This is a genomic window from Nonomuraea sp. NPDC050786, from assembly GCF_040654115.1.
GTDB lineage: Bacteria > Actinomycetota > Actinomycetes > Streptosporangiales > Streptosporangiaceae > Nonomuraea.
The window spans coordinates 12,569-33,877 of sequence record NZ_JBFAHJ010000025.1 but is presented as its reverse complement, the minus strand read 5'-3'; the positions used below and the strand labels follow the sequence as shown (position 1 = coordinate 33,877).

The 21,309-nt window shown below is 70.4% G+C and carries 19 protein-coding genes; 2 read left to right on the top strand and 17 right to left on the bottom strand.

Annotated features, from left to right (window positions below):
* Positions 1-41 precede the first annotated feature (41 nt).
* From whiA to AB0H84_RS35930, 7 genes are all read right to left on the bottom strand, one after another.
* A complete protein-coding gene (whiA, locus tag AB0H84_RS35960) occupies positions 42-1,022 on the bottom strand; it encodes a DNA-binding protein WhiA (protein WP_138714326.1) in 981 nt (326 codons plus the stop codon).
* A gap of 71 nt (positions 1,023-1,093) precedes the next feature.
* On the bottom strand, positions 1,094-2,047 hold the full coding sequence (gene yvcK / locus AB0H84_RS35955; protein WP_357614941.1) for a uridine diphosphate-N-acetylglucosamine-binding protein YvcK: 954 nt from the start codon (positions 2,045-2,047) through the stop codon (positions 1,094-1,096).
* Positions 2,048-2,358: 311 nt separating this feature from the next.
* A complete protein-coding gene (gene rapZ, locus AB0H84_RS35950) occupies positions 2,359-3,225 on the bottom strand; it encodes an RNase adapter RapZ (RefSeq protein ID WP_357614552.1) in 867 nt (288 codons plus the stop codon).
* A gap of 82 nt (positions 3,226-3,307) precedes the next feature.
* Positions 3,308-5,212 (bottom strand): excinuclease ABC subunit UvrC, encoded by a 1,905-nt coding sequence (gene uvrC / locus AB0H84_RS35945; RefSeq protein WP_357614938.1) that lies wholly within the window; start codon positions 5,210-5,212, stop codon positions 3,308-3,310.
* Positions 5,213-5,318: 106 nt separating this feature from the next.
* Positions 5,319-5,756, bottom strand: a complete 438-nt coding sequence (locus AB0H84_RS35940; RefSeq protein ID WP_357614550.1) for a Rieske (2Fe-2S) protein — start codon at positions 5,754-5,756, stop codon at positions 5,319-5,321.
* Positions 5,757-5,801: 45 nt separating this feature from the next.
* Complete coding sequence (locus AB0H84_RS35935; RefSeq protein WP_357614547.1) at positions 5,802-6,263, bottom strand: Rieske (2Fe-2S) protein; 462 nt, start codon at positions 6,261-6,263, stop codon at positions 5,802-5,804.
* A gap of 104 nt (positions 6,264-6,367) precedes the next feature.
* Positions 6,368-6,799 (bottom strand): Rieske (2Fe-2S) protein, encoded by a 432-nt coding sequence (locus AB0H84_RS35930; RefSeq protein ID WP_357614544.1) that lies wholly within the window; start codon positions 6,797-6,799, stop codon positions 6,368-6,370.
* 209 nt (positions 6,800-7,008) lie between these two features.
* Between AB0H84_RS35930 and AB0H84_RS35925 the strand changes: the two genes are divergently transcribed.
* Positions 7,009-7,728, top strand: a complete 720-nt coding sequence (locus AB0H84_RS35925; RefSeq protein ID WP_357614542.1) for a DUF2306 domain-containing protein — start codon at positions 7,009-7,011, stop codon at positions 7,726-7,728.
* Between the two features lie 33 nt (positions 7,729-7,761).
* Here AB0H84_RS35925 and uvrA read toward each other — a convergent pair whose 3' ends face one another.
* A complete protein-coding gene (gene uvrA / locus AB0H84_RS35920) occupies positions 7,762-10,602 on the bottom strand; it encodes an excinuclease ABC subunit UvrA (protein WP_357614539.1) in 2,841 nt (946 codons plus the stop codon).
* 687 nt (positions 10,603-11,289) lie between these two features.
* On the opposite strand from uvrA, the gene AB0H84_RS35915 reads away from it, so the two are divergent.
* Positions 11,290-11,946 carry an MBL fold metallo-hydrolase gene (locus tag AB0H84_RS35915; protein ID WP_357614934.1) on the top strand — a complete coding sequence of 219 codons (657 nt, stop codon included), beginning with the start codon at positions 11,290-11,292 and terminating at the stop codon, positions 11,944-11,946.
* Positions 11,947-12,214: 268 nt separating this feature from the next.
* Here the strand turns inward: AB0H84_RS35915 and AB0H84_RS35910 are convergent, their stop codons facing one another.
* The 9 genes from AB0H84_RS35910 to steA form a co-directional block, all read right to left on the bottom strand.
* The gene (locus tag AB0H84_RS35910; protein WP_357614536.1) at positions 12,215-12,490 is read right to left on the bottom strand and encodes a hypothetical protein; all 276 of its coding nucleotides are present in this window, start codon (positions 12,488-12,490) and stop codon (positions 12,215-12,217) included.
* A gap of 53 nt (positions 12,491-12,543) precedes the next feature.
* A complete protein-coding gene (gene pssA / locus AB0H84_RS35905; protein ID WP_357614533.1) occupies positions 12,544-13,371 on the bottom strand; it encodes a CDP-diacylglycerol--serine O-phosphatidyltransferase in 828 nt (275 codons plus the stop codon).
* Entirely contained in the window at positions 13,358-13,999 is a 642-nt protein-coding gene (locus AB0H84_RS35900; RefSeq protein WP_357614530.1) for a phosphatidylserine decarboxylase, read from the bottom strand. Before AB0H84_RS35900 ends, pssA begins: the two co-directional genes overlap by 14 nt.
* 108 nt (positions 14,000-14,107) lie before the next feature.
* Positions 14,108-15,091 (bottom strand): TerC family protein, encoded by a 984-nt coding sequence (locus AB0H84_RS35895; RefSeq protein ID WP_357614528.1) that lies wholly within the window; start codon positions 15,089-15,091, stop codon positions 14,108-14,110.
* Between the two features lie 178 nt (positions 15,092-15,269).
* Positions 15,270-16,400: a glycosyltransferase family 4 protein gene (locus AB0H84_RS35890; protein WP_357614525.1), complete on the bottom strand. Its 1,131-nt coding sequence runs from the start codon at positions 16,398-16,400 to the stop codon at positions 15,270-15,272.
* Positions 16,401-16,484: 84 nt separating this feature from the next.
* The gene (locus AB0H84_RS35885; RefSeq protein WP_357614522.1) at positions 16,485-18,179 is read right to left on the bottom strand and encodes a lipid II flippase MurJ; all 1,695 of its coding nucleotides are present in this window, start codon (positions 18,177-18,179) and stop codon (positions 16,485-16,487) included.
* Between the two features lie 73 nt (positions 18,180-18,252).
* Positions 18,253-19,119, bottom strand: coding sequence for a hypothetical protein (locus AB0H84_RS35880; protein ID WP_357614519.1), 867 nt, complete (start codon positions 19,117-19,119; stop codon positions 18,253-18,255).
* 1 nt (position 19,120) lies between these two features.
* A complete protein-coding gene (locus AB0H84_RS35875; protein ID WP_357614516.1) occupies positions 19,121-20,098 on the bottom strand; it encodes a copper transporter in 978 nt (325 codons plus the stop codon).
* Positions 20,095-21,291, bottom strand: coding sequence for a putative cytokinetic ring protein SteA (gene steA, locus AB0H84_RS35870; RefSeq protein WP_357614513.1), 1,197 nt, complete (start codon positions 21,289-21,291; stop codon positions 20,095-20,097). Before steA ends, AB0H84_RS35875 begins: the two co-directional genes overlap by 4 nt.
* Positions 21,292-21,309: the final 18 nt, after the last annotated feature.

Genomic DNA, 21,309 nt, shown 5'->3' with positions numbered 1-21,309 from the left:
CGCACGGGATCAGCCGGAACAGACGGGGGACGCGGCGCCCGTCAGGGGGCGAGCATGTCGACGGTGAGGTTGGCCTCGGTGTTGGGGATCCCCAGGTCGGAGGCGCGCTTGTCGGCCATGGCGAGCAGGCGGCGGATGCGTCCCGCGATGGCGTCCTTGGTCAGCGGCGGGTCGGCGATCTGCCCCAGCTCCTCCAAGGACGCCTGCTTGTGCTCCACCCGCAGCCGCCCGGCCACCACCAGGTGATCCGGCGCCTCCTCCCCGAGGATCTCCAGCGCCCGCTGCACCCGTGCCCCGGCCGCGACCGCCGCGCGGGCCGAGCGCCGCAGGTTGGCGTCGTCGAAGTTGGCCAGCCGGTTGGCGGTGGCGCGCACCTCCCGGCGCATCCGGCGCTCTTCCCAGGCCAGCACGCTGTCGTGCGCCCCCAACCGGGTGAGCAGCGCGCTGATCGCGTCGCCGTCACGCACCACGACGCGGTCCACTCCGCGCACCTCACGCGCCTTGGCGTGGATCTTCAGGCGCCGGGCGGAGCCCACCAGCGCGAGCGCCGCCTCCGGGCCCGGGCACGTCACCTCGAGCGACATCGAGCGGCCCGGCTCGGTGAGGGAGCCGTGCGCCAGGAACGCGCCACGCCAGGCGGCCTCGGCGTCGCAGGCGGCACCCGCCACGACCTGGCGCGGCAGGCCGCGCACCGGGCGGCCGTGGTTGTCGATCAGGCCCGTCTGCCGGGCCAGTGCCTCGCCGTCGCGGTAGACGCGTACGACGTAGCGCGAGCCCTTACGCAACCCGGCGGGCGCCAGCACGAGAACCTCGGCCTTGTGCCCGAACACCTCACCGATGTCCTTGATCAGCCGCCGCGCGGTGGCGTTGGTGTCGAGCTCGGCCTCGATCACGATCCGCCCGCCCACCAGGTGGAGGCCGCTCGCGAACCGCAGCAGTGTCGAAACCTCCGCCTTACGGCAGCACGGCTTCAGCACCGGCAGGCGACTCAGCTCGTCCTTCACCACACCTGTCATGGCCATGCGTTAGTCCTCTCCCCCATTCAGACCGGCTCTCAGCAGTCTCTCGCACCTTCGCACCACGCCGGCCAGGATCAACGCTTCTGGAGGAAAATCTCGTCCAGGACGGAGGCAAGACGTCGTGGGTCATGCCTCGGCGAGCCGTCGGCGGCTGCCACGTCGGCCATGACGAGCCGGGCGCCGAGCGCCCCGGCCGCCTTCTCCAGCGCGCCCGGGTCGTCCACCACTCCGGTGTCGGCGAGTACGACGTCGATCGCCAGGTCAGGCGCGTGCTGTCTGAGCACCTCCAGGTGTTGCTGAGGGGAGAAGCCATCGGTCTCGCCCGACTGGGGCGCCAGGTTGAGCGTGACGAGCCGCTTGGCCTTGGTCGCGTGCAGCGCCCTCGCGAGCTCGGGCACCTTGAGGTGGGGCAGCACGCTGGTGAACCACGACCCCGGCCCGAACACCAACCAGTCGGCCTCCTCCACCGCCTCGACCGCCTCCGGCCGCGCGGGCGGGTCCTCGGGCACGAGGGAGATCGCCTGCACGCGTCCGGGCGTCAGCGCGCAGGCCACCTGCCCGCGTACGGTCGAGGTGACGCCGTCGAGCTCGACCTCTGCCACGATGTCGAGCGGCACCGACGCCATCGGCAGCACGCGGCCGTGCGCGCCCAGCAGCCGGCCGACCCAGTCGAGCCCGGCCACGGGGTCGCCGAGCAGCTCCCACAGGGCGACGATGAGCAGGTTGCCGACGGCGTGCCCGTGCAGCTCGCCCTCGCTGCGGAAGCGGTGCTGCACGACCTCGCTCCAGGTGCTGCCCCACTCGTCGTCGCCGCACAGCGCGGCGAGCGCCATCCGCAGGTCGCCGGGTGGCAGCACGCCGAGCTCGCGCCGCAGCCGCCCGCTGGACCCGCCGTCGTCGGCGACGGTCACCACGGCCGTGAGCCGGTCGGTCACCATCCTTAACGCGGACAGGGACGCGTAGAGCCCGTGCCCGCCGCCCAGTGCCACGACGTGCGGCCCGAACCCCGAGAACCCCTTCGGGGCCACCTCACGCTCTCCCGGCTCCGGACTCGCCTCAGCCGGCCGCGAAAGCCGCACCGGGCACACGCCACCACCGGCCACCTCCGCGGCCGGACCGCCTGCGCGTACGTCATGCACACCCGGCCGCGCGAGCTCCGCAGGAGCCGGGCGGACATCGGGCGCGTCGCTGGCCGGCAGACAGGGATCGCTCCCGTCCCTGGCCGGCAGGCGGGGATCGCTCCCGTCCGTGACCGGCAGGCGGGGATCGCGACCGGCGCCGGCCGGAGCCCTCTCTACCGGATCCGGCGAACCCGCCGCCGCGCCGCCGCCTTCATCGGTCACTCCCGCCCCACATCCCGATGGCTCACCTGGACCTCCATGTCACGGTCATGCAGGCGGGCGGCGAGCTGCTCGGCCATGGCCACGCTGCGGTGCTTGCCTCCCGTGCAGCCCACCGCCAGCGTCGCGTAGCTCTTGCCTTCGCGGGCGTATCCGGCGGCGACCACCTGCAGGACCTCCTCGTACCCGTCGAGGAACTCCTTGGCCCCCGGCTGCCCCAGCACGTAGTCGCTCACCGGCGCGTCGAGCCCGGTCATCGGCCGCAGCTCGGGCACCCAGTGCGGGTTGGGCAGGAACCGGCAGTCGACCACGAGATCGGCATCCACCGGCAGGCCGTACTTGAACCCGAAGGACACGATGTTGAGCCGCAGCCCCGGCCGGTCCTCACCGCCGAAGTACGCGACGATCTTGTTACGCAGGTCGTGGACGTTGTGCGAGGAGGTGTCGATCACCAGGTCGGCGTTGGCCCTGACCTCCCGCAGGATGCCCCGCTCGCGGGTGATCCCGTCGACGAGCCGCCCCTCCCCCTGGAGGGGGTGCGGCCTGCGGACGTTCTCGAACCTGCGCACCAGCTCCTCGTCGCTGGCCTCCAGGAACACCACCCGGACCCGCACGCCGCGCCCTTCGAGCTCCTCGATGGCGGCGTTGAGGTCGGTGGTGAAAGCCAGGCTGCGGACGTCCACGACGGCCGCCACCTTGTCGGCGGCCAGCTTGACCTTGCCTGCCTCCTCCGCCATCGCGAACAGCAGCCCGGGCGGCAGGTTGTCGATGACGAACCAGCCCAGGTCCTCGAGAGCTTTGGCGGCTGTGCTGCGCCCCGCCCCTGACATGCCGGTGACGATGACGAACGCCGGCTCCGTGCTCATTTCCTCTCTCCGTCCCGCGCGCCCTGCCGGGGCGCACCACCATAGCGGAGGCCCCCGGACACGCCCTGGCGTCCTGGCGAGATCAAGGTGACTCTCCCTTCAGCGTCGACACGATGACCTCGGCGATGGACGGGCCGATGCCTGGAACCTCGCAGATCTCCGCGGCAGTGGCCTCGCGTAGTTTCTTCACGGAGCCGAAGTGCTTGAGCAGCGCCTGCCTGCGCGCCGGCCCGAGGCCCGGCACGCTGTCGAGCGCGCTCTCCTTCACCGTCTTGGACCTCTTGGACCGATGGTAGGTGATGGCGAACCTGTGTGCTTCGTCCCGCACGCGTTGCAACAGGTAGAGACCTTCACTTGAACGAGGCATGATCACCGGCTGGTCGTCGCCGGGCAGCCACACCTCCTCCAGCCGCTTGGCCAGCCCGCAGACCGCCACGTCGTCGATGCCCAGCTCGTCGAGCGCCCGCTGCGCGGCCGCCGCCTGGGGGCCCGCGCCGTCGACGACGACAAGGTTGGGCGGATAGGCGAACTTGCGCGGCTTGCCCGTCTCAGGGTCGATGGGGCCGTGGCCGCTGTCGTCGTCGGGGGCCAGCTCGCCGGTGGCCGAGCGCTCCTCGAGGTAGCGGCGGAACCGCCGCGTGATCACCTCGTGGATCGACGCGACGTCGCCCTCCTTGCTCTTGACGGCGAAGCGCCGGTATTCGCTCTTGCGCGCCAGGCCGTCCTCGAAGACCACCATCGACGCCACGACGTTCTCGCCCTGCAGGTGGGAGACGTCGTAGCACTCCATGCGCAGCGGCGCCTGGTCGAGGTCGAGCGCGTCGGCGATCTCCTGCAGCGCCTTGCTGCGGGTGGTCAGGTCGCTGGCGCGACGGATCTTGTGCTGGGCGAGCGACTCCTTGGCGTTGCGCTCGACGGTCTCCATCAGCGCTCGCTTGTCGCCACGCTGGGGCACGCGCACCTCGACGCGGGCGCGGCGCTGCTCGGTCAGCAGCTCGGCGACGGCCTCGCAGTCGGGCGGCAGCGCGGGCACGAGAACCTCGCGCGGCATCGCGTCGGGGCTCGCCTCGGCGTACATCTGGAGGAGGAACTGCTCGACCAGCGCGCCGGGCGAGGTCTCCTCGACCTTGTCGACCACCCATCCGCGCTGGCCGCGGATGCGGCCGCCGCGCACGTAGAAGACCTGCACGGCGGCTTCGAGCGGGTCCTCGGCCAGCGCGATCACGTCGGCGTCGGTGCCCTCGCCGAGCACCACGGCCTGCTTCTCCAGCGCCCGCTGCAGCGCCTGGATGTCGTCGCGGAGCCGGGCCGCGCGCTCGTACTCCTGCTCCGCGGCCGCGTCGCGCATGTCCTTCTCGAGGCGCTTGATGAAGCGGCTGGTGTTGCCCGCCATGAAGTCGCAGAAGTCCTCGGCCAGCTCGCGGTGCTCCTCCGGGGTGACCCGGCCGACGCAGGGCGCCGAGCACTTGTCGATGTAGCCGAGCAGGCACGGGCGGCCGATCTGGCCGGCCCGCTTGAACACCCCGGCGCTGCACGTGCGCACCGGGAAGACCCGCAGCAGCAGGTCGACGGTCTCGCGGATGGCCCACGCGTGGGAGTAGGGGCCGAAGTAGCGCGTGCCCTTGCGCTTGGCCCCGCGCATGACCTGCACGCGCGGGAAGTCCTCGCCCATGGTGACCGCGAGATAGGGGTAGGACTTGTCGTCGCGGTATTTCACGTTGAAGCGCGGGTCGAACTCCTTGATCCAGGAGTATTCGAGCTGCAGCGCCTCGACCTCGGTGCCGACGACGGTCCAGTCGACGTCCGCGGCCGTGGTCAGCATCGACTGGGTGCGCGGGTGGAGCGCGGAGAAGTCGGCGAAGTAGGAGTTGAGCCGCTGGCGCAGGCTCTTGGCCTTGCCGACGTAGATCACCCGGCCGTGCGCGTCCCTGAACCGGTAGACCCCGGGGGAATCGGGGATCGAACCCGGCTTGGGCCGGAAACTCAAGGGGCTGCCCGCTGATCTCGCCACGTTCAAAGCCTAGTAGCCCGCACCGACAAGGTGACCCGCCGCGCCTTCCCACCGGCGCGACGGGCCTCCCGGGCATGCCCGGCTACGCGAGCGTGATCTGGTCGCCCTCTACCTTGATCTGCTGCGCGGGCAGCGGTTTGCCGGCCGGTCCCGCCTTGACCGAGCCGTCCGCGATGGCGAACTTGCTGCCATGGCACGGGCAGACGATCAGGCCGTCCGAGACGTTGCCGACCGTGCACCCATTGTGCGTGCACACGGCGCTGAACGCCTTGAACTCGCCCGACGTGGGCTGGGTGACCACGATCTTCTGCTCCTTGAAGACCGTGCCGCCGCCGACGGGGATATCGGCGGTCTTGGCCAGCGCGCCACCGGCCGGCGCGCCGGACTGCGGCGCGCTCGACCCGGCGGCCGCGGGCTGTGTGCTATCTGTGCTGCCGCCGCAGGCGGTGAGCGCCAGCGCCAGGCCGCCCGCTCCGACACCGGCGATCACGGTACGGCGACTACGAAGGTCATCTCCCATGTGCTCACCCAACCGCATGCGGGTGAGAATTTCATGAGACACGGCCTATCCGAGCCGGATCTTGTCCCCGTCGACCGTTATCTTCTTCTCCGCCAGCGGCTCGCTGGCCGGCCCGTTCGCGACGGAGCCGTCGTTGATGTTGAACTTGCTGCCGTGACACGGGCAGTTGATCGTCTTGTTGGAGACGCTGGCCACCGTGCAGCCCTGGTGGGTGCAGACCGCCGTGAAGGCCTTGAACTCGCCCGCGCTCGGCTGCGTGACCACGATCTTCTCGTTCTCGAAGACCTTCCCGCCGCCCTCGGGGATGTCGGCGGTGTCGGCCAGCGCCTTGCTCTTCGACGCCGTCTTCTTTTTCTTCGGTGCCGACGACTCCGAGGGCTGCTCCGCCGGCGGCTCCGCACTCGCCTCCGTCGTCGGCGAACCGTAGCTCGCACATGCCGTCAGAACCGCCGCGAGCCCGGCGCCTCCTGCGCCCAGGACCACCGTCCGGCGCGTCGTATCCGTCATCGTGCGTTCCTCCCAGATTGACTTTCACTTCAGGTACGGCCGGCGCCCACGCACCGGTTCAGCGTGCCCGAGCCCAATCCGGTTCTCCATGCATAAGTACGCGTTCAGGCGACCACGATGCCGTCGCCTTCGACCTTCACCTTGTAGGAGGCCAGCGGGGCGGTGGCGGGCCCCTTGGTGGCCTTGCCGCTGTCGGCGGAGAACTCGCTGCCGTGGCAGGCGCACCTGATGACGTTCTCCTTGGGCGCGCTGACCGCGCAGCCCTTGTGCGTGCACACCGAGCTGAACGCCTTGTAGACACCCTGCGTGGGCTGCGTCACCACGACCTGCAGGTCCTCGATCACCGTGCCCCCGCCCACGGGCACGTCGGCCGTCTTGGCGATGACCCTGCCCTTGAGGCTCGGCTGGGCCTTGGTCTCTCCCCCGCCGCACCCGGCCAGCGCCAGCCCGCACACCGAGATCCCGGCCGCGCCCAGCACCTCGCGCCGCCCGAACCCGTTTTCGGGCATGGCTCCGCCCCGCTCCGTAACCGTCATGATGTGCCGACCTTCCCCGTCGCCGCTGACCCACTGCAGGCCAGGCCGTTACCGACACCCAACTTTATTGGCGGCACCCCTCGGTCCGATCGGCGGGTGGCGGGCCGCAGGGCCGCCGCCACCCGTGCACCACCGGATCGGCCACGCCGGTGACAGCGTGGTCAGCGAGCGGTAGGCGGGCGGTCAGCGGCGGCGCCGACCCTACGCGTATGACTGTTACGACAGAACGCCCGCCTGCCTCCCCGTCCAAGCCTCGCTGGTGGCGGCGGCCCTGGGTGGCTCCACTGGCGGTGGTGTCGGCCGTGTTCGTCGCGTACTCGCTGCCGCCGTACCTGTCCCTGGACCCAGCCCAGTCCCGGGTGCCTGCTCCGGACTTCTTCCCGCCGCACTTCGTGGTGCTCTCCCTGCACGTGATCTTCGGCTCGATCGCGATGATCACGTGCTGCCTGCAGGTCTGGCCCTGGTTCCGCGGACGTTACCCGCGCGCGCACCGGATGATCGGCCGCGTCTACGTCTTCGGCGGCTGCGTCCCGAGCGGCCTGCTGGGGCTGGTGGTCGGCATGACCACGCCGTTCTTCGGCCCGGTGACGGCGACCAGCGGCGTCGTGCTGGCGACCGTCTGGGTGGGCTGCACGCTGGCGGGCTGGCGGATGGCCAGGCAGCGCAGATTCGTCGACCACCGCCGATGGATGATCCGCAGCTTCGCCCTGACCATGTCCATCATCACGAACCGCCTCTGGGGCGCCGTGTTCGTCATCACCCTGTCGCCGCAGCTGGACACGACCTTCCACGGCGACCAGGCGTTCCTGATCAGCACGGTGGCGGCAATGAGCGCGTGGCTGGGCTGGGTGCTGCCGCTGCTGGTGGCCGAGTGGTGGCTGGAGCGCGGCGACGCCGCCAGGCGCCGCGCCCGCGCCACCACCCGCTGACCACACCGCGCCACGGCGGGGTGGCGCGACGGCTCAGAAGGCGAGAATCTTCCGCAGGAAGCGCCCCGTGTGGCTCTCGTCCACCAGCGCGACCTCCTCGGGCGTCCCGCTGGCGACCAGCGTCCCGCCCCGGGAGCCGCCCTCCGGCCCCATGTCGATGATCCAGTCGGCCGTCTTGATCACATCGAGGTTGTGCTCGATGACGATCACCGTGTTGCCGCCGTCCACGAGCCGCCCGAGCACGCCCAGCAGGCGCCGGATGTCCTCGAAGTGCAGGCCGGTGGTCGGCTCGTCCAGCACGTAGATGGTCCGCCCCGTCTGCCGCCGCTGCAGCTCCGAGGCGAGCTTGACCCGCTGCGCCTCACCGCCGGAGAGCGTGGTGGCGGGCTGCCCGAGCCGTACGTAGCCCAGGCCCACGTCGTGGAGCGTCTGCAGGTGGCGCTTGATCGCGGGGATCGCCTCGAAGAAGCCCAGGGCCTCCTCGATCGGCATGTCGAGCACCTCGGAGATCGTCTTGCCCTTGTAGTGGACCTCCAGCGTCTCCCGGTTGTAGCGGGCGCCGTGGCAGACCTCACAGGGGACGTAGACGTCCGGCAGGAAGTTCATCTCGATCTTGATGGTGCCGTCGCCCGCGCACGCCTCACAGCGCCCGCCCTTGACGTTGAAGCTGAAGCGCCCGGGCTGGTAGCCGCGCACCTTCGCCTCGGTCGTGGCCGCGAACAGCTTGCGGACGTGGTCGAAGACGCCGGTGTACGTGGCCGGGTTGGAGCGGGGGGTGCGGCCGATCGGCGACTGGTCGACATGGACGACCTTGTCCACGTGGTCCATGCCGTTGATGCGCGAGTGCCGCCCCGGCACGGTGCGCGCGCCGTTGAGCTCCTTGGCCAGCGCGTTGTAGAGGATGTCGTTGACCAGCGTCGACTTCCCCGACCCCGACACGCCCGTGACCGCCGTGAACACGCCCAGCGGGAAGTCGATGTCGACTCCCTTGAGGTTGTGCTCGCGCGCGCCCTTGACCGTGATCTGCCGCTTCCTGTCGCGCTTGCGGCGCTTGGGCGGGATCGGGATGCTCCTGCGCCCGGACAGGTACTGGCCGGTGATCGACTCCTCGCTGGACAGGAGCTCCTGGACGGTGCCGGACACCACGACCTGGCCACCGTGCTCGCCGGCGCCGGGGCCGATGTCGACCACCCAGTCGGCCGCCGCGATCGTGTCCTCGTCGTGCTCGACCACGATCAGCGTGTTGCCCATGTCGCGCAGCCTGATCAGCGTGTCGAGCAGTCGCATGTTGTCGCGCTGGTGGAGCCCGATGGACGGCTCGTCGAGCACGTACAGGACGCCGACCAGGCCCGAGCCGATCTGCGTGGCCAGCCTGATGCGCTGGGCCTCGCCGCCCGCCAGGGTGGCGGCGGCGCGGTCCATGGTCAGGTAGTCGAGGCCGACGTCGAGCAGGAAGCCCATCCGGGCGTTGATCTCCTTGACCACCCGCTCGGCGATGTGCATGTCGCGGTCGGAGAGCTTGAGCCCCGCCAGGAACTTCGCGCACTCGCCGATCGACATGGCCGCCACCTCGGCGATCGACTTGTCCGCGACCGTGACCGCCAGCGTGACCGGCTTGAGCCGGGCGCCCTTGCAGGCCGGGCACGGGATCTCGCGCATGTAGCCCTCGAACCGCTCGCGGGTCGAGTCGCTCTCCGCCTCGGCGTGCCGACGCTGCACCCACGGGATGACGCCGTCATAGGTGGTGTAGTAGGAGCGCTGCCTGCCGTAGCGGTTGCTGTAGCGGACGTGCACCTGCTCGTCGTGCCCGTACAGCAGCGACTTCTGCGCCTTCTTCGGCAGCTTCTCCCACGGCGTGTCGAGCGTGAACCCGACCGTATGGCCGAGCGCCTCGATCAGCCTGACGAAGTATTCGCTGGTGTGGCCGCCCGACCACGGATGGAGCGCGCCGTCGCCGAGCGTGCGCTCGGGGTCGGGCACCACCAGGTCGGGGTCGACCTCCATCTTCGTGCCGAGGCCCGTGCACTCGGGGCAGGCGCCGAACGGCGAGTTGAACGAGAACGAGCGCGGCTCCAGCTCCTCGAACGACAGGTCGTCATAGGGGCAGTAGAGGTGCTCGGAGTAGAAACGCTCGCGGCCCGGGTCGTCCTCGGGCAGGTCGACGAAGTCGAGCGTGATCGTGCCGCCCGACAGCTGCAACGCCGTCTCGACCGAGTCGTTGAGCCGGCGCCGCGCCGACTCCTTGACCGACAGGCGGTCGACGATGACCTCGATGTCGTGCTTCTCGTACTTCTTCAGCGTCGGCGGCTCCTCCAGCCGCACGACGGTGCCGTCGACCCTGGCCCGGGCGAAACCCTTGGTCTGCAGCTCGCGGAAGAGCTCGGCGTACTCGCCCTTGCGGCCCCTGATCACCGGCGCGAGCACCTGGAAGCGGGTGCCCTCCTCCAGGTCCATCACGCGGTCGACGATCTGCTCGGGCGTCTGCCTGGCGATCGGACGCGAGCACACCGGACAGTGGGGCTTGCCGATGCGCGCCCACAGCAGTCGCAGGTAGTCGTAGACCTCGGTGATCGTGCCGACGGTCGAGCGGGGGTTCTTGCTGGTGGCCTTCTGGTCGATCGACACCGCGGGCGACAGGCCCTCGATGAAGTCGACGTCGGGCTTGTCCATCTGGCCGAGGAACTGGCGGGCGTACGCCGACAGCGACTCGACGTAGCGCCGCTGCCCCTCAGCGAAGATCGTGTCGAAGGCCAGGCTCGACTTGCCGGAGCCGGACAGGCCCGTGAAGACGATCAGCGAGTCTCGCGGCAGGTCGAGCGAGACATCCTTGAGGTTGTGTTCTCGTGCACCACGCACGATCAGGCGGTCAGCCACGGCGTTCCCGGAGGTCTAAAGGCGGATAGGTCCACGGGGATGGTAGACGGGGGCACCGACAATTTCGGCGGACCGTTGTCCGACCCCCGAAAATCCGTCCTACACAGACTACGGCCATCTCCCACCCCGCCAGGAGCCCTTCTGCATTCAACCAACTGACCTGCGCCTTTATGCCGGGCCCCGGCGCAGGCACCCCAACCGATGAAATTTCCAGACATCACCGCCCTACCCACCGCCACCCGCCACCTGGCCACCCTGGAGAACAGCGCCGCCCGCTCGGCCGTCGCCGCCCGGCACTTGGCCGATCCGGCCGACGGCGCCGAGCTCCTGTCCGTCGCCGCACGGCACCTGGCCGACCTGCCCGACAGCGCCCGCCCGGCCGTCGCCCTCCGCGACCTGCCACCCGTGCTGGCCGCACGGCCGCAGCACGGTGTGGGAGACCTGGCTCAGAAACGCGTCCGGCCGGGCCATCGGCAGATGGCCGTACCTCGATCCAGGTCCCGCGGTCGGGGCGCGCCCGCCAACATGCCGGCCCTGCTGACCGGAAGATCACGTGGCGAGGGCGTTACGCTGGTGCCCGTGGGGCAGCCGTGCATGCCCGGTGGCACCGTCCTACCAGAGCCGCCGCCGTGGCTGACGATGCCGGCCCCCGCTGATCTGTCCGCGACGCCCCCAGAGGACTTACCCATGACCTACACAGGTGACGTCCAGGTCGGCGGTCCCGCCGACGTGCGCGAGCTGCCCGCGCTCACGATCTGCAAGCTCGCCGTCGGCCCGTACGACAACAACGCCTACCTGCTGCGCTGCACCGAGACCGGCGAAGGGCTGCTGATCGACGCGGCCGCCGACGCCGACCGCCTGCTCGCCCTGGTCGCCGACCAGCCGTTGCGCTCGATCGTCACCACGCACCAGCACGGTGACCACTGGCAGGCTCTGGAGCAGCTGCGCAAGGTGACCGGCGCCGACGTGATCGCCCACCCGCTCGACGCGCCCGCCCTCCCGGTGCCGGTGGACCACACCGTCGAGCACGGCGACACGATCACCTTCGGCGCGGTCACGCTGGAAGTGATTCACCTGCGCGGCCACACACCCGGCTCGATCGCCCTGCTGTACGACGGCGGCGAGGCGGGCCATCACCTGTTCACGGGAGACTCGCTGTTCCCGGGCGGCGTGGGCAACACGTGGAAGGACTCACAGCGCTTCACCCAGCTCTACACCGACGTGGTCGAACGCGTCTTCGACCGCCTGCCGGACGAGACGTGGGTGTACCCGGGCCACGGCAAGGACACGACGCTGGGCGTCGAACGCCCCGCACTGCCGGAGTGGAAGGCCCGCGGCTGGTGAACCCGCCGTGCTCCACGGTCACGTTTGACCACGGAGTCGGCCCAGAATGCGCGTCGTCACGGCGACCGGCCCGTGAGCCTTCACGACCGGCCATGACAGACGGCAAGGGACGTCGGCGCGTGCGGCCCACCGTGCGCAGCCGTACGAAATGAACGGTTTGACGGACGCGCGACCCACCGTGCGCAGCCGTACGAAATGAACGGTTTGACGGAGGCGCGACCCACCGTGCGCAGCCATACAAGACGGATGTTTTCGGCCTGGCCCCGGATCAGCGGCGCAGGACGCGGAGGATGCGTTCTGCGGCAACAGCCGGGTCGTCGGCGGCGGCGACGAGTTCACCCCACGACCACCGGTAGAACCACCCCTCCGGCATCGGTACGCAGTCGATCGTCTCCGCCAGCATCACCGTCTCCGTCTCGGGATCACTGATGCGCAACGCGGGCGGGTAGGACCGCAACGTGGCCGTCAGCCCGCGCTGCTCCAGCTCCGTGGCCAGCTTGCCGAGATAGTACGTGCGCGTATGCTCGCGCGGCGTGGCCGACATGGCTCCATCAAAGCCGAAGGAAGACCAAAGCCGAAGTAAGACGAAAAATCCCGTCAGTTGCCGATGCGCGTGGCCGCTTCCCGGCGCTGCTCCCGCTTGTAGACCAGCATGCGCAGCGGGATCGCCGCCACCAGCGCGATCTGCATACTCGCGCCGATCTTGATCGGCAGGTCGCCGCCCTGCGGCCAGGCCACCCAGACCGTCAGGAACGCCACGTTCACCATGATCCACCCCAGGACGCCCGCCGCGAGCTGGCCCTTCGGCTTGGGGTACTCGATCCGGCTGACCATCAGCCATGCCACGCCGAGCACGGCGAGCAGGGACCAGACGCTCGGCTGGAAGAGCAGCACGATGGAGATCACGGTCATGGCGCCCATGGGGATGGGCAAGCCCATGAAGTCGCCGCTCTTGGTCTTGACGCAGGCAAACCTGGCCAGACGCACGACCCCGGCCACCAGCACGGCCGCCGCCGCGCCGACCACCATCATGAACGGCACCTGATCGGTGAACCCGCCCCAGATCACGACCATGAACGCGGGCGCGAACCCGAAGCTGATGACATCGGCCAGGTTGTCGAGCTCGGCGCCCATCGCGGAGGCCCGGAAGCGCCGCGCGACGAGGCCGTCGAACAGGTCGCACGTCGCGCCGATGAGCAGCAGCACGATGGCGGTGGCGAAGTAGCTCGGATCGGGCGTGAAGCGATGACCGCCCTGGAGCTGCTGGATCGCGGAGTACGCCAGGACGCACACGGCGAGGAACCCGCAGACCGCGTTGCCCAGCGAGAGCGAGTCCGCGGCTGACAGGCGGAACGCCTTGCCGACCGGACCCCGAGGTTCTTCCTCCTCCTCCGCCTGCCAACTACCGGCGTCAGCCGCGGTCAATTCTGGTCACCCCCGCAACCGTCTTGTCCCCCACGGACACCGCGGGAGATATCCCTTCGGGAAGGTAGATGTCGACGCGCGAACCGAACCTGATGAGGCCGATCCGCTCGGCCTGCGCGACCTTTGCGCCGGTACTCACGTACGGCACGATCCTGCGCGCGACCGCGCCCGCGATCTGCACCATCTCGATGTCACCCAGCGCGGTCTCGAAATGCCACACCACGCGCTCGTTCTGGTCGCTGTCCTTGTTGAACGCCGGCAGGAACCCACCTGCCACATGCTGCACGGACGCGACATTTCCCGCAAGAGGGGCACGGTTGACATGTACGTTCAGGGGGCTCATGAAGATCGCGACCCTGGTGCGGCCGTCCGGCCACGGGTCGATGCTCTGCACCACACCGTCGGCGGGCGACAGGATGCGTCCCTCGCCCGGCGTGCGCTCGGGGTCACGGAAGAACCAGAGCATGCCCCCGGTGAGCGCGCTCAGCGGCGCCGCCGCGAGCGCCCATCGCCGGTCCTTGCGCGTCAGCAGCGCGGTTGCGGCCGCCGCGGCCGCCGTCGGGATGAGCCACGGGGAGACCCCGCGTGCGAGCCTGACGCGGCTCGACTTGGCAGAATCGTCTGACACGTACAACCTTTGGTGGAGACTGAATTGGGCGCTTTGCCGTGATGTTACAGAACAAGCAACTATGACACGGCACAACTACACAAGCAAAGCGCCTCGAAGTCCATTTCGCTAGACCTGCTCCGGGTGCGGCTCCTCGTCCTGGCGCGCGTCGATCCGCGCTTTGACCAGGCTGGCCACGGTGGTGACGACCATGGTGACACCGATGACCGTGAGCGACACCCAGATGGGGATTTCGGGCGCCCAGGAGACATGGCTGGCGTGCAACGCCTCCAATATCAGCTTAACCCCGATGAACCCGAGGATGAACGCCAAACCATAGCTGATGTAGACCAGTCGCTGGAGCAGACCGCCCAGCAGGAAGTAGAGCTGACGCAGCCCCATCAGGGCGAACGCGTTGGCCGTGAAGACGATGAAGGGGTCCTTGGTGAGCCCGAAGATGGCGGGAATCGAGTCGAGCGCGAACAGCAGGTCGGTGCTCCCGATCGCGACCATCACGATGAGCATCGGGGTCACCATGCGCCTGCCGTCGATCTTGACGGTGACCTTGGAGCCGACGTACCCCTCGGTGGTGGGGAAGGCCCTGCGCACCCACCTCAGCAGGATGTTCTCGCTGAACTCCTCTTCCTCACCCTTGAGGTGCTGGCGGACGAGGTTGATCGCGGTGTAGACGAGGAAGGCGCCGAACAGGTAGAAGAGCCAGCTGAAGCGCTGCAGCGCCGCCGCCCCGAGCGCGATGAAGATGCCGCGCATCACCAGGGCGAGCAGGATGCCGACGAGCAGCACCTTGTGCTGGTACGCCCGTGGCACGGCGAACCTGCTCATGATGATGAAGAAGATGAAGAGGTTGTCGACACTCAGGCTGTATTCGGTGATGTAACCGGCGAAGAACTCTCCGGCCTTGCCGGCTCCGAACGTGGCCCAGAGAATCGCACCGAACACCGCGGCGAGGGCGACGTAGAACGTGACCCAGTATCCGGCCTGCCGCATGGAGAACTCTCGGGCTTCTCCGCGGTCGACGATCCACAGGTCAACGGCGAGCACAAGAAGAAGACCGCCGATCACGGCGATCCAAGCCCACATGGGTACAGTCACGTCTCAAACCCTCCGGCATGCACGACTCATTGCCGGAGGTCTCTCCCGCCCGCCTACAACCGCGGACCGGCAGCCCCGGGGGCCCCGTGGAGTGGGGCTGCACCGTGATGACGAGGCTGTCGCGAAGGGATACTCCCCTCCCTAACCCAGGCACTATATAAGAACGCCCCCACCTGGCCTAATCATCCTCACGATCTTGAGCCCCGTACACGGCGAGCACGGCCTCCACCGCGTCGTCGGCGCCGGGCATCTCCCGCCCCCGCCGCTCGGCCGCCGCGGCGAGCGTTTCCGCACGTCCCGGCGTTTCGATCAGCTCACGTACGGCTCTGCGCAACCCCTCTACATCCCCGTACGGGACCAGAACCCCGGCATCCCCCAAGATTTCCGGAATCCCCCCTACTTTGGCGGCAATTGCCGGTGTTCCGGACATGAGCGCCTCGCGCAGGGTGAGCGGCTGGCCCTCCCAGCGGCTCGGCATCAGCAGGGCGACGGCGGCCCCGAACAGGTCGGGCACGTCCGTCCGGTGTCCCAGCAGCAGCACGGGCAGCTTCTCGTCCTCGATCCTGCGCCGCAACTCCTCGCGCAGCGGCCCGTCACCCGCGACCACGAACAGCGGCTCGCCGGACGGCCACGGCCCGGCGGCGACGTCGAGCAGCGTCTCGAGCCCCTTCTGCTGGGCCAGCCGGGCCACCGTCAGGAAGACGGGCCGGTCGCCCGCCCCCAGCTCGTCCCTGACCTCCCGAGGCGTGCGTTTCGCCGGCCCGGGCGCCGGGGCGGGCACCACGGCGGCCCGCACGTCACGGGCGCCAAGCCGGGACATGCCCTCGCCGAGGTCCGGCGAGACCACGAGCACATGATCGGCCCCCCGGGCCACGATCCGCTCCAGCACCCCATAGACCAGCCCGACGAACCCGCCGGCGGTCAGCGCATTGTGCAGGGTGACGACCAGCCGCACCCCACCACGCCGGCCCGCCTCCCTCCGAAGCCGACCCGCCCCGCCACGCCGGCCCAATTCTGCGAGCGCGGCCAGTGCCCCGGCCCTCAGCCCGTGAGCGTGCACGACGTCGGCGTCCCGGGTCAGCCGCCTGACGGCCAGGACCGCGCGCAGGTCGTTCACCGGGTGCGGCCGATCCGACACGGCCACCTCCACGAAACGGGCCCCCGTGCGGGCGTAGGAGAACTGCTCCTCGACACTGCGCGGCCCGATGACGACCACCTGGTGCCCCCGCCGCACCAGCCCTTCGACCAGCATCAGGACATGCCGCCCGGTGCCGCCGGACGTGGTGCCCAGCACGAAAGCCACCCGCACAACCGCTCCTTACCTGCTCTCCAACCGAGACCCGCCCCACGCTTGCTCACTCGGCCCCGTCACGCTCACTCGGCCCCGTCACGCTCACTCGGCCCCGTCACGCTCACTCGGCCCCGCCGCGGCTCCGCCCCGCCGTACGAGCCCCGCCACGGTGGCGGCATCGGCCTTGTCCACGACGGCCACGACCGCCGCGCCCACCACCAGCGCCACGACGGCGGCCAGCACGGCGGCCCACACGTTCGGCCAGATGCCGCTCGCCCCCAGCAGCTCCACGACGCCGGCCCCCGCCAGGTACCCCAGCAGACCACCGCCAAGCGCCGCGCCGGCGGCCCGGGGCAGCCCTGCCATGGCCCCGCTCCCCCGGGCGCGGACCACCGACCCGAGCAGCAGCGCCCCGCCCACGCTCATCCCGACGCTCATGCCGAGCGCCATCCCCCCGATCCGCCATCCTTCGGGCAGCGCCAGCGCGAACACCACCTGCCCGATCATCGCGACCACCCACCCGGTCACGGTCCCGGTGGCCGCCGCCCGGCCGCGACCGGCCGCGTACAGGACCCGGCTCAGGTGCGCGATGAGCCCGTATCCCACCAGCCCCGGCGCGAACAGCGCGATGGCGCGGGCCAGCTCGGCCGCGGGGACCTCGGACTTGAACCCCAGGAACACCACGGCGCCGGGCGAGGAGGCCGCGGCCAGCACGCCGGCCGCCAGCCCGGAGACCAGGACCACGGCCCGCGTGGTGCGCGCCGCCAGCTCCGAGAACGCCCGCGGCTCGCCCGCCAGCGCGCTCAGCCGGGGAAACGCGCTGGTGGCGATGGGCACGGCCAGCACCGCGTACGGCACCAGGTAGATCGCCCATGCGTAGTTGTAGACGGCGATGGCGCCGTTGCCGACCGCGTTGTTCGCCAGCCACACCACCACGACCATGGCGGCCTGCTGGGCGAGCAGGGCGGCGATCCCGGCCGCGGCGAGCCTGCGCACCTGCACGGCCACCCCGTCGGGGAACCTCAACGTGGGCCGCCACCGCAACCCCAGCCGGCTCGTGGGCCCCACCACGGCCAGCACCAGCGACAGCACCCCCAGGCTGGTGCCCACCGACAGTGCCAGCTCGGCAGGCCCGGGCACCTTGGCGGGATCGGTCTCCCCGCCGCTGAGCGGCACGAACAGCAGGTAGGCCACGATGACCACGATGCTGGACACCAGGGGCGCGACCGCCGGCCCGGCAAAGCGCTTGTGCGCCTGCAGCACGCCGTAGAGCACGACGGCAACGCCGTACAGGGGGATCTGGGGTGCGAAGACGACCAGCATCCGGGTGGCGACCGCCGTCACCGTCTCCGCGCGGCACCCGTCGATGGCCGTACCGACGAACAACCCGATGATCGGCCCGGCCAGCAGCGCGGTGAGCACGGCCAGCGGGACCAGCACGACGACCACCCAGGTCAGCAGCGCCGAGCCGATCCACCCGGCCCGCTCATCGACGCCACCCACTCCCGGTCCCTCCTCGGGACCTCCCGCAGCTGGGCGACCGCCGCCGCCCGGCGCCCGGGCGGCGGCCCCCGCGAGCACCGGGACCACCATCCCCGCCAGAGCCCCGCCGACGACCACCTCGAAGACGATGTTGGGGATCTGGTTGGCCGTCATATAGGCCGTGGCCAGGCAGTTGGTCCCCACCGTCTGCGCGAAGGCGTACTGCTTGGCGAAGCCCGCGATGCGCGCCAGCACCGTGATGGCCCCGATGAGCATGGCACCGCCCGCGACCCCTCGCGCCGTCACCGCCGCCACCAGGCCTCCCCAGCCCCGCTCTCGACCAAGCTGACGCAGAACATCCTGGCAGGTCGTGCCGACAAACGCGGGCTCACACAGGCTGGGCGGCGGGACGGCGGCCGAGCATGTCGAGGCGGTTGAGCACGGGGTTGCCCGCGATGACCTTGGTGAAGCTGATCTTCTCCGCGGCGGCGGTCAGCGCCACAACGGTGCCCAGCAGGACGTACCGGCCGGGCCGGCCCAGCTTGGTGACGGCGGCGAGCCCGAGCAGGGCGCCCAGGGCGTTGGCGCCGGCGTCGCCCAGCATGGCGCGCTCGCCGAGGTCCTCGGGCAGCAGCGCCGCGGCGGCGCCCAGCGGCACGGCGGCCAGCGCGGCGGCGGCGGGCTCGTCGCGGAAGAGCGAGGCGGCCAGCAGCGGCCCGCCGGTCAGCAGAGCGACCTTGATGGCGCGGCCGGGGCGCAGGTCGAAGAGGTTGGCGAGGTTCGCGGCGCCGGCGATGGTGGCGCCGTTGACCAGGATGTCGGCCGGTCCCTGGGAGACGAGGGCGGCCGCGCAGAGCCCGGTGGCGCCGATGCCGAGGATCTTGACGGCGCCGCTGGTGACCTCGCCGCGAGCCAGCGCGGTCAGGTGGCCCTTGAACCCCTTGGAGGACGTGGTGCCGTACAGGTCGTCGTACGCGCCGAGCGCGCCGCTGCCCCCGCCCGCGACGAGCGCGGCCAGGCGCAGACGCCCCGGCAGGCCGGGCGTGAGCGCCGCCGCCGCGCCTGCCCCCGCGGCGAACGCGGGGCCTTCGAGCAGCGTGATGGGCTCGCCGCGGTGGTTCTTGCGCGTCCAGCGGCCGGTCAGGTCGGCCGGGCGGTTGCCGGTGAACGCGGTGTAGGCGGCGCGGGCGGCCACGGCGCCGATCGCGGCACCGGCGAGGGCGTAGAGCAGGCCACGGACCCGGGTGGCAGGCATGTCAGCTCCCTGACTGGTTTGTGGGGGACGGGGTGGCGCTCGGCACGGCGGGCAGCGGCGCGGAGATGCCCTTGCCGATGCCGTACTGGCCGGCGCGGCCGTTCAGCTGCTCACGGAGAGAGTAGACGATCGCGACCCGGCCCGCGGGCATGTCGGCGGTGTCGACCGAGGTGACGCGCTTGGAGATCTCGCTGTCGTCGCGCAGGGCGCCGATCGGGTCGCCCGGGACGGCGGGGGTGACGACGGTCCCGGCCAGCACCGTGCCCTTGCCGGCGACGTCGAGGCCGCTCGCCATGGAGACGAGCGCGCCCGCCTGGAGCTCGGCGCTCTCGCCCTCGTACGGCTTCTCCGGCGCGAACATGACAGCGAGCGTGGCCCGCTTGAGAGGGTCGCCCTCGGTGGTGAGCAGCCCGCCCGTCTCGAACGCGCTGACGACGTCGGCGGTGGCCGGGTTGGGGGTGCCCGCCTGCGCCTGATCGGTGGTGACGAAGGCGGCCGAGAGCAGCGTGGCGGCCCTGTCCCAGGAGGTGGCCGTGGTGGGGAACATCATGTTGGCCGGTTTGAGCTGGTTGACCAGGCCGTCGAGCACGCCGGTGCCCTTGGGGTCGAGGAGCTTCTCCGTCAGCCCGACCCGTCCGGAGATCTGCGCGCCCGCCTGGGTGAGCACCTGCTGCGCGGCCTCGCGCATGGTGGTGCTGGAGCCGGGCGTCTCGACCAGGAGCACCCGCTGGCCCGTCAGGTCGCCCGCCACCAGGCTCGGCGTCATGGCGGCGATGAACGTGTCGTTGCCCGTCTCGCGGCTCTGGAGTGCGTCGAGCTGTGTCCGCAGCTCCTCTTTCGACTTGGTGAGCTGGGCGGTCACCTCCCGCGCCGACCTGACAGCGGGCTCCTGGAGCAGCGTGGTGCCCAGCACGACGCCCACCGCGAGCGCCAGGAAGATCGCGACGATGGAGACGAGGTGATAGCGGAAATCGATCACGAGAAGAGTCCGACCAGCCAGAAGATGAATGCGTTCCAGGCGTCTTGCAGGCCGTTCAGCCAGGTCTGACCGATCGGCGAGATGAAGAGTGCGACACTCATCGTGATCAGCGCCGTGATCACGAGCAGGAGCAGCTGCGGGGTGGAGATGCGGCTGCGGTAGAGCCTGCTCACGCCCTTGGCGTCGATGAGCTTGCTGCCGATGATCAGCCGGGTGAGGAAGGTGCTGGCCATGCCGGAGCGCCCCTTGTCGAGGAACTCCTCCAGCGTGCCGTGGGTGCCGACGGCGACGATCAGCTCGGCGCCCTTGTCGTCGGCCAGGAGCATCGCGATGTCCTCGCTGGTGCCGGTGGCGGGGAAGATCACCGCCTCGCGGCCGAGCTGGTGGACGCGCTCCAGGCCGGGTGCCCTGCCGTCGCGGTAGGCGTGTACGACGAGCTCGGCGCCGCAGGTCAGGGCCTTGGTGGAGACTGAGTCGAAGTCGCCCACGATCACGTCGGGCAGGTAGCCGGCCTCCAGCAGCGCGTCGGCCCCGCCGTCGACGCCGACGAGGACGGGGCGGTATTCGCGGATGTAGGGGCGAAGGGTGGCGATGTCTTCCTTGTAGTGATATCCGCGCACCACGATGAGGACATGCCTGCCCTCCATGGAGGTGCGGATCTCGGGCACGCCGACTCCGTCGATGAGCAGCCTGCCCTCGCCGCGGACGTACTCCATCGTGTTGACGGCGAACGCCTCGATCTGCACGGCGAGCCCGGCGCGGGCCTCGGCCATGGCGGCCTCGACGGCCTCGGCCGTCTGCTCCTCGCCCTTGCCGACGACGTCGTCGTCGAGATAGACGACGCCGTCGTTGACGCGGACGATGTCGCCGTCCTTGATCCGTTCGAACAGCTCCCGGCTGGCGTTGTCGACGAACGGCACGCCCGCCTCGACCAGGATCTGTGGCCCCAGATTGGGGTAGCGGCCGCTGATGCCGCTGGCGACGTTGACCACGGCGGCGGCACCGCACGCGACGAGCGCCTCCGCGCTGACCCGGTCAACGTCGACGTGGTCGATAATCGCTATCTCCCCGGGCTGGAGGCGCTTTGTCAGCCTCTTGGTACGCCGGTCGATTCTCGCCACTGCCGTTACACCGGGAAGGTCACCAACCTTCCGGCCGCGGAGGCCCGGCATCTTGCTCCCCGGAACCTTCATCAAGACCATCCTGCCAGA